Annotated in this window: 9 protein-coding genes; 8 read left to right on the top strand and 1 reads right to left on the bottom strand. The window is 54.6% G+C overall.

Going from position 1 to position 12721, the window contains the following annotated elements; all coding sequences use genetic code 11:
• Positions 1-56 precede the first annotated feature (56 nt).
• Positions 57-776 carry a SapC family protein gene (locus ACN0YD_RS11660; protein WP_417319949.1) on the bottom strand — a complete coding sequence of 240 codons (720 nt, stop codon included), beginning with the start codon at positions 774-776 and terminating at the stop codon, positions 57-59.
• 176 nt (positions 777-952) lie between these two features.
• On the opposite strand from ACN0YD_RS11660, the gene ACN0YD_RS11655 reads away from it, so the two are divergent.
• The 8 genes from ACN0YD_RS11655 (at position 953) to ACN0YD_RS11620 (ending at position 12663) form a co-directional block, all read left to right on the top strand.
• Entirely contained in the window at positions 953-1882 is a 930-nt protein-coding gene (locus ACN0YD_RS11655) for a LysR family transcriptional regulator (protein ID WP_417319947.1), read from the top strand.
• 120 nt (positions 1883-2002) lie between these two features.
• Positions 2003-4096, top strand: coding sequence for a CapA family protein (locus tag ACN0YD_RS11650; RefSeq protein WP_417319945.1), 2094 nt, complete (start codon positions 2003-2005; stop codon positions 4094-4096).
• Positions 4097-4125: 29 nt separating this feature from the next.
• Complete coding sequence (gene dgcN, locus ACN0YD_RS11645; protein WP_417319943.1) at positions 4126-5124, top strand: N-acetyltransferase DgcN; 999 nt, start codon at positions 4126-4128, stop codon at positions 5122-5124.
• Complete coding sequence (gene dgcA / locus ACN0YD_RS11640; protein WP_417319941.1) at positions 5121-6137, top strand: N-acetyl-D-Glu racemase DgcA; 1017 nt, start codon at positions 5121-5123, stop codon at positions 6135-6137. Before dgcN ends, dgcA begins: the two co-directional genes overlap by 4 nt.
• Positions 6138-6140: 3 nt before the next feature.
• Entirely contained in the window at positions 6141-7139 is a 999-nt protein-coding gene (locus ACN0YD_RS11635) for a TAXI family TRAP transporter solute-binding subunit (RefSeq protein WP_417319939.1), read from the top strand.
• Positions 7124-9730, top strand: coding sequence for a TRAP transporter permease (locus tag ACN0YD_RS11630; RefSeq protein ID WP_417319937.1), 2607 nt, complete (start codon positions 7124-7126; stop codon positions 9728-9730). The genes ACN0YD_RS11635 and ACN0YD_RS11630 overlap by 16 nt, the downstream gene beginning before the upstream one ends.
• 4 nt (positions 9731-9734) lie before the next feature.
• On the top strand, positions 9735-11486 hold the full coding sequence (gene ggt / locus ACN0YD_RS11625) for a gamma-glutamyltransferase (RefSeq protein WP_417319935.1): 1752 nt from the start codon (positions 9735-9737) through the stop codon (positions 11484-11486).
• A gap of 154 nt (positions 11487-11640) precedes the next feature.
• Complete coding sequence (locus ACN0YD_RS11620) at positions 11641-12663, top strand: hypothetical protein (protein WP_417319934.1); 1023 nt, start codon at positions 11641-11643, stop codon at positions 12661-12663.
• Positions 12664-12721: the final 58 nt, after the last annotated feature.

The following is a 12721-nucleotide window of genomic DNA, read 5'->3' as shown; positions in this document are numbered from 1 at the left end:
ATAAAAAACCCTGTCCTTGGGAGGACAGGGTTTTACGATCCATATTCTGACGTGAATTACTGCTGCGACAGGCTCATTCCGCGCAGTCTGTGAATCTGGTGAAGTGAGGCCAACTGCGCGTAGATTACCGGCAATAGCCCCAGTTTGCGTAATTCTTCAAAATCCTCGGCCGGCAGATCATCCAGTTTTTTTTCGTCAATGGCATAAATGCCTCTGATATTGACGTTCTCCTGGTCCTCGCCATAATTTACTGTAAGGCCCTGTTCCGTTATCAGGCCCTTTGTGTCCAGCAGGTCGATAAACTGTTTCGACATTTGAATATGGTCAAAATGTGCTGTTACCGTCTTCTTGCAGTTTTCAAGGAATTCTGTCGCGTTACCTTCGTCGTCAAACAGTGCACTACCGTCATCCTTGCTGACCAGCGGGCTGTTTTCATCGATGGTCATAACGAATGTTTCATTGTCTTCTCTTGGGGCTCTCGCCAGGCTAAAAGGATAGATAATGACGCTGGCGGGCACATAAATCCCATCCCATGAACCCTTCTTGATAACCAGGTTTTCTCCTGGCGTCAGCCCCATCATGGCGACAGCGTGAAACTTGCCATCATCCTGTGGTTTGATGAAGACGACAGGCAAACTGCTTGCTGCCTTGACAAATTCATGCAGTGCCATCGGAGCAAGGTGCTGGTCTTTGACATGGGCGAAGTCGGTGTGATTCCTGACTCTCAGATTTTTGTGAGCTTCATGGTTTAGTGTAGCAAATTTGGCGGTCATCATTATATCCCGTGTTTAGCAAATACCTTTTTGTCCGGTATGTTTCTTACTTTTCCGGACTGTTTTCATGGCGACAGTTTTATTGTGTTTACCCGGGAAAAACAAGGCCGAATGGCGGCAGGTCAAAAGATGCCCTAAAGATAAAATGTTGCACTTTTCGGTTTTCCCGGTCAGCATGAATGGCGAGTCAGGATCAGGAACCAAAAAGAAATCCGACAATGCGCTTGCGTCATATCGAAGTTTTTCACGCGGTTTATACAACAGGCACTGTCAGCAATGCGGCGAAGCGCCTGAATGTTTCCCAACCGTCCATCAGCAAGGTTCTGCATCATGCAGAGGATCAGCTTGGATACCCGCTGTTTGAACGGGTCAAGGGCAAGCTTATACCGACAAATGAAGCCCATGCCCTGTTTGGCGAGGTGCACAAGGTCTACCGCCAGATGCGGACCCTTCAGGCCAAGTCACGCAATCTGAGGGGCGGAAAGTCGGGACATGTGCGGATTGCTGTGATGCCGGCGCTTGGTCTGAATATCCTGCCGTTGACCATAGCCAATTTTCGCCGACAGTATCCGGAAGTGACCTTCGATGTGCAGACCCGGCATTATGACGATCTGGTCAAATCCCTGAATGAACACGAAGACGATATCGGTCTGGCATTTAACCCGCCGCAGACGGAAGGCATTCAGGAATATGACTTTGGCAGCGGCGAGTTTGTCTGTATCTGCAACGAAGGGGATTTCGGGAAAGAGGGCCGGAAAATACGGCTGGAAGAGCTTGAAGGCAAGGACGTCATCGGCATCAAGGACAGTGGTCCGCTTGCGGAGATACTCTACAGCAGCCTTGTGGACCGGGGCATCGACCTGGAGTCGGTGGTAACGGTGCAAACCTATTATATCGCCAAGAATATTGTCGGCTATGGCGGAGGGGTGGCGATTGTTGACCAGGTGACGGCCTTGTCCGAAGGGCCGGGAAATATCGAAATCAGAGAGCTTGATCCTCCGATCCGTTACTCGGTCAAGGGATTATATCTGGAGAATAGCCCGCTTTCCGCAGCCTGCCGGAATTTCCTGGAATTCTTCAAGCTGACTTACGAAAACTACATCTCCTGATGCCTGACGTATAACCAAAGGTTATATGCGGTTGAAGAACGGGAATTATACAGGTCGGTTCTGCCAGAGTAATCTGCCTTATCCGGTTGACCGGAAACAGTTTCTTTCAGAGCATAAGTCATGAACAAATATATCACTTTTCTGATTATCTGCCTTTTTCTGGTCGTCCCGGGAAGTCAGGCTTCACAGTCGTTCCTTTCAGGGATCATTCTGGATGAGCAGGGTCGTTCTGTTGAAAATGTCTCCATCCGTCTTGACGGGGCGGAAGTGCGAACCGGCAGGAACGGACAATATCGCCTGGCGACAGCCGGCGCCGGTTTGTTTCGCCTCGTAATTTCTGCGGAAGGCCACTATTCAATTGTGCACAGTTTTGCCGATCTGGAACTGGAAAAGGATAAAAACGGATACAGGGTCCCTCCTATTGTTCTGGTCCGGAAAAAGCCGGGGCGTGTCATGCTGGCCTTTGGAGGCGACGCCATGATGGGGAGGCGCTTCAAGGATCCTGAACGGGGAGAGCCGAAGCTGATACGTCCCGGTCACGAGGAAGAGGATGCTGCCGCAATTCTGTCTTCTATTACCCCCTATATGGCGCTTGCAGATTTTGCTTCGGTGAATATGGAAACGCCATTGATGGACGTCGAACCCAAAGCGGCGGCTCCCAAGTCCTATGTGTTTTACAGTCCCACAACCATGTTGTCGGCGCTGAAAAAGGCGGGGGTTGATTTTGTTAGTCTCGGCAATAATCATGTGAATGATTTTATAGAGGAAGGCGCAACCTCCACCATGCGGGCCCTGAAAAACAGTGCTATCGGTTTTTCCGGCGGCGGGATGAACCGGGCGGAATCCCTGAAGGCCTGGCGTCAGGAAATCAACGGCGTGAAAACCTCTCACCTGGGATTTGTGGGCTGGAAAGGCCGGGTAACGCCAAACCAGGTGGCAGACGGACCGGACAAAAGCGGTGCGGCCTATGGGTCGGATGAAAATATTCGCCAAACTGTATTGACGGAGAACGAAGCGAGCGACCTTGTCGTGATGCAATATCACGGCAGCAGGGAATATTCCTATGGTCCCAGCAAGACCACAGAAGGGCGTATGAAGCTGGCGGTGGACAGCGGCGCCGATCTGATCATCGGTCATCACCCCCATGTGGTGCACGGTTTCGAAATCTATCAGGATAAGCTGATCGCCTATTCCCTGGGAAATTTTGTCTTCGATCAGTACCGGTATGAAACCCATCCGTCAGTTCTGCTTTATGTGTGGATGGATGGCGACAAATTCCACCGGGCGGAAGTGGTGCCGCTGTATATCAAGAACTATCGCCCGACGCCGGCTGTGGGCAATATCAGGCAATATGTCCTGAGGCGGCTTGCTGACCAGTCCTCCCGGCGGGGCGTTATTCTGTCCCGGTCCGGCGGCCACGCGGTGGTGCAGGCGGGCGGACAGGCACTGCAGCCGGTGAAGGTGGCCCGGATCAACGGCGGAAGTAAAATCCTGCCCCTGGAATTTCCCTGGTACAGCTACCCGCTGAAGATTTCCGGGGATACGGGCGCTTTTCGTCTCGGCAGGGACCGTCTGCTGTTTGGCGATTTCGAACAGGAAGGCCTGTGGGGGCTTTCCGATAGGAATTGGATTTATCCCGATGAGACCTGTGCGGTGCAGTCAGAAGTGGTCTATCGCGGCAGTCATGCCCTGTGTCTTCCGGGAGGAAGTCGGACCGAGCTTAAAAATTTCATCAGAACCCATGACTATGTTCCGGGTGCGCCCCTGACGCTGCACGGCTTTATTCGCGCCGGTAAGGAGGCGCCCTTGAATGTCTCGCTCGGCTTTTGGGATCAAGGGGCCCGCCGCGCCGCGGCGCTGAAAAAGGGGCGGATGGTGCAGCTTGGCCGGATAGAGGCCGAAGGTGATGAATGGCGGGAGTTCTCCATTGAATTTCCTGCGCCGGATAAAAAGAAAGTCAAGGGCTTCAGACTGATCCTGGAAAACGGGGATGATAGCGGCGAAGCGATTTATCTTGATGATCTGTCTCTTGTGGAATGGCAGGCAGACATGTCAGGCAAAAATAAGAAAGACGGAATAAATCCACTATTCAGAATGGATTTTGTGGAGTTTAATGCCACACCGGCGGAGCCGTCTGTTGTAATCGTTGAAGGATATTCAGCGCCGCTAGCAACCGACAATTCCCGTTCGGCCCAGACAATCACAATAAACTAAACGACAATAAACTAAAGGTATCGACAGCTATGCAGATTGAATCACCATATCTTCTTTTTCTTGGTGATGTACGAGACCCCCTCTCGGTCAAGACTTCCCGCGGAATTGCACAGTGGCGGCCTGAAAAATGCATCGGGCAGTTCAGGATGCCCGGTTGCGAAATCAGTCTGGGCTTTCCGGACATGACGATCGCCGAGGCGGCGGAGAAGGGGGCCAAGACCTTCATTCTCGGATTGGCCAACGCCGGAGGGCATATTTCGGAGAGCTGGATGTCCTGCATCCGGGAGGCACTGGAGAATGGTATGGATGTGGCCAACGGGCTCCATCAGAAACTTGCTGATATTCCCGAAATCAAGTCCCTGGCGGAGGAAAAAGGCCGCCAGATATTCGATGTACGGCATTCCTCGCAAAAGCTGGCCGTGGGGACAGGTATTCGCCGCAAGGGAAAAAGGCTGCTGACCGTGGGTACGGACTGTTCTGTCGGGAAAATGTATACTTCTCTGGCGCTGGAAAAGAAAATGTCCGCGCGAGGGATGAAGGCTGATTTTCGCGCCACTGGCCAGACCGGTATACTTGTGGCCGGAAGCGGACTTTCTGTTGATGCTGTGGTGGCCGATTTTATTTCCGGCGCGGCGGAGTTTCTCTCGCCGGACAATGAGGAAGATCACTGGGATATCGTGGAAGGTCAGGGATCCCTGTTTCATCCATCCTATGCTGGTGTCAGCCTTGGCTTGTTGCATGGCGCCCAGCCGGATATAGTTGTGCTCTGCCATGAAATGGGCAGACAGCATATGCGTGGCCTGCCGCATCAGCCCGTGCCGGGAATCGGTGACTGCATCCAGGCAAACCTGAGAGCGGCCTCCCTGACAAATCCCTGGGTCAGGCTGGGGGGAATATCCGTGAATACCTCGGGCTATGATGCGGTCAAGGCGCGAAACTATATGAATGAACTTGCCGGAACCTTTGATGTTCCCTGCGTCGATCCGCTCAGGGACGGTGTTTCGGAAATTGTGGACTTTATTTCATGATCAACAAACGCCTGACCGTATGTCACGAGCACTGGCCGCTAAGAGAACCCTTTCGAATATCCCGTGGTGTCAAGACAGGCGCCGATGTCATCCACGTCACCATTGAATGTGACCAGGTAAAGGGGGAAGGGGAATCCGTGCCCTATGCCAGATATGGGGAGACAGTGGAGTCGGTGCTCGACCAGATTAACGCGGTCCTGCCGGATGTCGAGGAAGGTGTAAGCCCTGAACAACTCCTGGGCCTGTTGCCGCCTGGTGCGGCTCGCAATGCAGTAGATTGCGCCCTTTGGGATCTGATGGCCCGCTGGCAGGGCAGGACTGTTGCTTCCCTTCTGGATCTGGATATGCCAGGAGAACTGGAAACCGCCATCACCATTGGTGTCGATGCGCCGGAGAAAATGGCGGAAAAGGCCGCGCTCAGCAGAAGTGCGCCGTTGCTGAAGGTGAAGCTGGATCAGGATAATATTCTCGACCGGATGCGGGCGGTGCGGACCGCAGCACCGGAAAGCCGGATCATTGTTGATCCCAATGAAAGCTGGACCATAGATATCCTGAAATCGGTTGATGAGGATCTGGCCGGTTTGGGGGTCAATCTTCTGGAGCAACCTCTTCCGGCGGGTGAAGACGATGCTCTGAAAGACTATCAGGCAAGGGTGCCGGTTTGTGCCGATGAATCCTGCCATACGTCGCATGATCTTCCGTCCCTCAAGGGAAAATATCAGTATGTCAATATCAAGCTGGATAAAACCGGTGGACTTACTGAAGCAGTCAGGCTGAGGGAACGGGCGCTTGAACAGGGATTTGGCCTCATGATTGGATGCATGGTGGCCACTTCCCTGTCCATGGCGCCGGCGATATTGCTGTGTAGCGGGGCTGATTTTATAGATCTGGACGGCCCCTGGTGGATGGCAAAGGACCGGGAGAACGGCCTCGAAATCAACAATGGTATCATCCGGAGTATTTCAGGCAACCTGTGGGGTGGAACGGAAAAGGCGGAAGCGGCGGTGGGATAACTGATGATATTTCTGCGCGTGTTTCCTGTTTTGTTTTTGTGCCTCTTCGGAGCCACCACCGTGCTGGCAGACCGCTTTATCACCATTGGTACCGGAGGGGTGACCGGAATCTATTATCCGGCAGGGGCGGCCATTTGCCGAATGGTCAACCGGCACCGCAGTGAGCATGGCCTGCGTTGCTCGGTGGAGGCGACAGGGGGCTCTATATATAATATCCGCTCGGTTCGTCGCGGTGAACTGGATATTGGCGTCACACAGTCAGACTGGCAATCCCACGCCTATTCCGGCAAAAAGCTTTTTCAAAGGGACGGTGCCTGGCCCGGTCTCAGGACTTTGTTTTCCCTCCATTCAGAGCCTCTGACCATTGTCGCCCGCCGCGACAGCGGAATCAGGCTTCTTGATGACCTGAAAGGAAAGCGGGTCAATATCGGCAATCCGGGGTCCGGGACCCGGGCAACCATGGAAACCCTTATGAAGGTTCTGGGCTGGCAGGAAAGCGACTTCGCCATCGCTGCGGAATTGAAGGCGGCGGAACAGTCTCAGGCCCTGTGCGATAATAAACTGGATGCCATCGCCTATGTGGTCGGTCAGCCCAGCGGCGCCATCAAGGAGGCTACAACCAGCTGTGACTCAGTGATTGTCGAGGTTGCCGGCCCGGCAATTGACAGATTGCTTGCGGAAAATCCCTATTATGCCCCGGCGGTTATTTCGGCGGGCCTCTATAACGGTACGGACCATGATGTGAAAACCTTTGGCATGAAAGCGGTGTTTGTTACCTCGGACCAGATTCCGGATGATGTGATCTATCATGTGACCAGGGCGGTGGTCGGAAACCTGGCGGATTTCAGGCGCCTGCATGCCGCGTTCTCTTTTCTGAAAGCCGAGGAGATGATCTCAGCCGGCCTGATCGCACCGCTGCACCCGGGCGCGATACGATATTACCGGGAAGCCGGCCTGATTAGTGAGCAGGAAGCCGCGGGGTCGGAATGCTGTCAAAACTGAAGTTCTGGAAACGACGGGTCCGGCCGGATGTCGACGCACTGGAAGAAAAGGTGGAACATATCCGCCATCCGGGGGGAATTCCGGGCGGCATTGTCACCGCACTTGCCATTGCCTGGTCCCTGTTCCAGCTTTATTATGCTTCGCCGTTGCCTTACCTGCTGGGTGAACTGGTGCCTGCAGCTTTCCGGTTTCTTGTTCTTTTCAATGATACGCAGGCCCGCGCCATTCATCTGACATTTGCCATTGTTCTGGCATTCCTGATGCACAGCTTTCGACGGTCTTCGCCGGACAGTCACATTCCTCGTCACGATTGGGCCATTGCCCTGCTGGCCGGGTATGCCGCGTTTTATGTCTGTCTTGAATATATTCCGCTTTCGGAACGGGTCGGCGCCTACGATCCCTTTGATCTGGCAGTAGGGGGCTGTGGTCTCCTGCTGTTGCTGGAGGCGGCACGGCGGACACTTGGCCTGCCGATGGTCACAGTGGCGCTCTTCTTCCTCGTCTATATCTTTTATGGCAATGGTGCCTGGGTGCCCGATGCCCTGAGCTGGAAGGGGGCCTCCTTCCACAAGGCCATGTCCCATCTCTGGCTGACCACCGAGGGGGTTTACGGCATCGCTCTCGGCGTTTCCACCGGTTTTGTTTTCATGTTTGTCCTGTTCGGCGCGTTGCTGGAAAAAGCCGGCGCTGGCAACTATTTTATCCGTCTCGCCTTTTCCCTGCTTGGTCATCTGCAGGGCGGTCCGGCCAAGGCCTCGGTAATTGCCTCGGCTCTTACCGGCCTCATTTCCGGCTCTTCCATCGCCAACGTGGTGACCACTGGTACTTTCACAGTCCCGCTGATGCGGAAGGTGGGGTTCAGCCGTGAGAAAGCGGGTGCCATCGAGGTGGCCTCTTCGGTCAATGGCCAGATAATGCCGCCGGTCATGGGCGCGGCCGCCTTCCTGATGGTGGAATATGTGGGCCTGCCCTATACGGAAATTATCAAGCACGCCTTCCTGCCGGCGATCATTTCCTATATCGCGCTTTTCTATCTGGTTCATCTGGAGGCACAGCGCAAGGGTATGACCGGGCTTCCGAGGCGGGGCGAGCGACTGACGCTGTTGCAGCTTCTTTATGTGTGGGCAGCGGCCATTGCCGGGCTTTCCCTTCTGTCCGCTGTGGTTTACTTCAGTCTTGGCTGGATCAGGGGGGTATTCGGCTCGTTCGCCACGATTGTGACCATCCTGCTACTGTTGCTGGCCTATGGCGGATTGTTGAAAATTTCTGCCTCCGTGCCCGAGATTGAGGAAGATACCGATCTGGAGCATCTGCCGCCGGCCGGTCATATTTTCAGGGGCGGCCTCTATTATATTCTGCCGGTGGCGCTTCTGATCTGGTGTTTGATGGTGGAGCGTTTGTCGCCCGGCCTGTCCGCTTTCTGGGCAAGCTTGCTGATGGTATTCATTCTGCTGACCCACAAACCGCTCAAGGCCCTTCTGCGGGGACATGAAACAGCAGGGCGGGAACTGAGGGCCGGTTTCACCGACTTCAGAGGGGCGCTCTATGGCGGGGCCCGTAACATGATCGGTATCGCCATTGCCACAGCTACGGCGGGAATTATTGTGGGCGCTGTGTCCCTGACCGGTATCGGGCAGGTGCTGGCGTCCTTTGTGGAAATCCTGTCCGGCGGTAATCTGATCCTGATGCTGGTCTTTACCGGCCTGATCAGCCTGGTGCTGGGGATGGGGCTGCCGACCACCGCCAACTATATTGTCGTCTCCAGCCTGATGGTGCCGGTGATTACCACGCTCGGTGCCCAGAACGGGTTGGTGATCGAGCTGATCGCCGTGCATCTTTTTGTATTCTATTTCGGGATCATGGCCGATGTGACGCCGCCGGTGGGGCTTGCCAGCTTTGCCGCGGCGGCGGTGTCCGGCGGTGATCCGATCCGCACCGGGATGACGGCGTTTGTCTACAGCCTGCGCATGATCGTGCTGCCGTTTATTTTCATTTTCTATCCGGAACTTTTGATGATTGGCATTAAGGGCCCGCTTCATCTGGCGCTGGTGGTGATGACGGCGGTGATCGGCATGCTGTGTTTTGCCGCTTCGCTTCGGGGATACTTCCTGGTGCGCAGCCGGCACTGGGAATCTGTGTCTCTACTGCTCACGGCCTTTATTCTTTTGGCCCCCGGTTTCTGGATCGACAGGTTCTTTGAGGCCTGGGAAGAACGTCCGGTGAGCGGATTTGTCGAAGATATGGAAGGTATTGCCGACAACAGTCTGCTGCAATTGCAACTGGAGCGGACGGACTTTAATGATGAAGTGAAAACCTCCCTGGCCACGGCGAGCGTTGGCAGTGAGGGAGGACGGGACGCCCGCCTGAAAACTCTCGGCCTTGAACGGCTGAAGGATGAAGGCGGATACTTCTCCGCTGAAGCCATTTTTAACGGACCGCTTGATAATCCGAAACTGGACGCCCGGCTAAAAATACTGTCTTATAAAGTGCCGAAAGCACAGCCTGCGGACCAGTGGATGTATATACCTGCGGTTTTGATATTGGGTATGATTGTCGGGCTTCAGCGGAGAAGAAAACCAGTAAAGGGATAGGAAAATGCGAAATCACATTGGAAATATTGTGACCGGATCGGCCAGACGGATCAGCAGGGGGATAACGGTCTTTTTGTTGTTCTTGGCCTTTGTTCCTGCCGCATTTTCACAGGCGATCATCGACTATTCCGCTGTCCATCATCCGGTGGCGGGCCGGGAGGGCATGGTGGTCAGCCAGAACTATTATGCCAGTGAGATCGGGGCAGAAATCCTGCGCAAGGGTGGGAATGCCGTCGATGCAGCCGTGGCCGTTGGGTTCGGTCTTTCGGTGAGCCTGCCGCGGGCCGGAAACCTTGGCGGTGGGGGCTTCATGATTGTCCATCTGGCAAAAGAGAACAAGACCATTGCCATTGACTATCGCGAAAAGGCTCCGGCAGCGGCGCATCGGGATTTTTTTCTTGATAAGGATGGCAATGTGGACGAAAGCAAGTCCCGCTACAGCCTGTTGTCTGCCGGGGTTCCGGGGACGGTGGCCGGTCTTTACCACGCTCTTGAGAAATATGGCACCATGTCCTGGGACGAGGTGATCAAACCTGCCGAGGACCTGGCCCGCAAGGGGATTACGGTCAGCTTTGATATGGCGGAGAACCTGGCGCGGCGTGATCGTCTGCGTCAAAACAAGGAAACCTGCCGGGTCTATTTCAAGCCGGGATGTGTGCCCTATGAGGCCGGAGAGACGATGGTCCTGAAGGACCTCGCCGAGACTCTGAAGCGCCTGAGAAAGAACGGGCCTGAAGAATTTTACACGGGCCGGACGGCAAAGCTTATTGTCGAGGAAATGGAAAGAAACGGCGGCAGGATCACCCTGGAGGATCTCAAGGCCTATAATGTGCGGGAACGTGAACCGGTGCGCGGGTCTTTCCGGGGATATGAGGTCATTTCCATGCCGCCGCCAAGTTCCGGCGGCGTGCATATCGTTCAAATGCTGAATATGCTGGACAAGTTACCTGTTGCAGACAGCGGTGCAGGCAGCGCCCTGTCGGTTCACTATCTGACGGAAATTTTCAAGCGCGCCTATGCGGACCGCAGCAAATATCTTGGGGATCCGGATTTTGCCGATGTGCCGGTGAAAGGGTTGACTGATCCCGCCTATGCTGCCGAACTGGCAAAGCAGATCAAGGCCTGCTGTGTGACGCCGTCATCGCAAATTCTGCCCGGTGATCCGCTTCCCTATGAAAGTCCGGACACCACTCACTTTTCCGTCATGGATAAATGGGGCAATGCGGTGGTGAATACCTACACGCTCAATTTTTCATACGGCACCGGCATCACTGTCCCCGGCACCGGCATGCTGATCAACAACGAAATGGACGATTTTTCTGCCAAGCCAGGTGTGCCCAATGCTTTCGGGCTGATCGGCGGAGAAGCCAACGCCATTGAGGCGGGCAAGCGGCCCCTGAGTTCCATGACGCCGACCATGGTCATGAAAAACGGCAAGCCCTATCTGCTGACCGGCAGTCCGGGAGGGAGCAGGATTATTTCCACGGTATTCCAGCTTCTGGTTAATGTGCTGGTTTTCGACATGAATGTCGCCGAGGCGACAAGCCGGCCGCGCATCCATCACCAGTGGCTGCCCGATGTGCTGCAGATGGAACCGGGATTTAGCCCGGATACGGTTTCTGTCCTCCGATCCATGGGGTATGAAATCCGCAAGGGATGGACCATGGGCAGCCTGCAGTCCATCATGTATCGTGACGGTGTATTTCTCGGTGCAGCGGATCCGAGACGGCCCGGAGCACGTGCTGTGGCGCCCTGAATTCAAGCCTATAGCGTTTGGTTATACCCTTCGCAAGTTATTGTATTTAAACTTCCAATAATTCTTCCCGATACTCTGGAGACAACCAAAGGGGAGAATTATGATGTTTAGAAAAATTGCAGTAACTTGCACCGCCCTCGTTTTTTTCCCAGCAATGGCCAATGCCCTTGTTGTGGAAAGTGGTGAGTTTTACGACGAAGCTCTTCGTCTGAAAAACCTTGCCTTTGCGGAAAATTCCGGACTTTACGTACCGCCAACAGAAAACCAGCGCCAGGACTTCCGTGCGTTGGCCCAGAGCCTTTACGACAATGACTGGCCGACTGCGGATACCCAGGCTGCCGCGCTTGGCTATGAACTGGTCAAATTCACCAACACGACAACCGGATCCACCTACTGGGGGGTTCGGGAAACACTTGTTAATAATGCTCAGACCAAGGGCTGGGGCTCTTTCTTTATCAATGAAGACTATGTGACGACGGTGACTGTCGAGGTGCCACATCCGGTGCATGACACCAATACCCATCGTCTTGGCGCACGGGTGTTTGAAGATGCAGACGCCCGGGGTTTCATGATGGCCGGATCCCATCGTTCCGCCAACGGCAGCCAGACCGCCAACCCGACCAGCCTGGATTATTCAATATTCCAGGAAGTTCACGAGGTATGGAACGGCGGTTACGGCGATAGCACAGCCTGGCAGATGCACGGCTACGGCAGCGGCACGGCGGATCATTTTCCTGATGGCACCGATGCGGTTCTTTCTGACGGGGCCGGAAATGTGACTGTCGAGATGCAGCTTCTTGATGCGGCCCTGGAAGGGATCGGTCTGTTTGGTGATGCCTATGTGTTCAACGAACTGGAGACGGATGATCCGCTAAACGAGCAGGTCAACGGAGAAGGTGTGAATGGGTACAGCCCCTTCTGGCGTCTTGGCGCCCGCAATAATCCGCAGGGCCAGTATTCCCGCGACCAGGGTGGGACTTTCGTCCATGCCGAATTTTCCTATTATATGCGGACAACACCGACCCGTCGTGACCAGCTTCTCGCCGAGGCCATCGTCGGTGTAATCCAGGCTACGGCGACTGTGCAACAGTCCGTCGATGTTCCCTCGCCTGCGCCTTTCATGCCCATGCTGGCCGGCCTTGGTTTTCTGGCATTGAGCCGAAAAAGCAAAAAATAGTCCGGGGCTGAGGCTCAATCCAGTCTTATGCGGGTATAGCCCAAGGTTATACCCGTCT

Source organism: Emcibacter sp. (assembly GCF_048269205.1).
Lineage (GTDB): Bacteria > Pseudomonadota > Alphaproteobacteria > Sphingomonadales > Emcibacteraceae > Emcibacter.
Note: the sequence above shows the minus strand (reverse complement) of the source record. Positions and strands in the feature narration are given on the sequence as shown.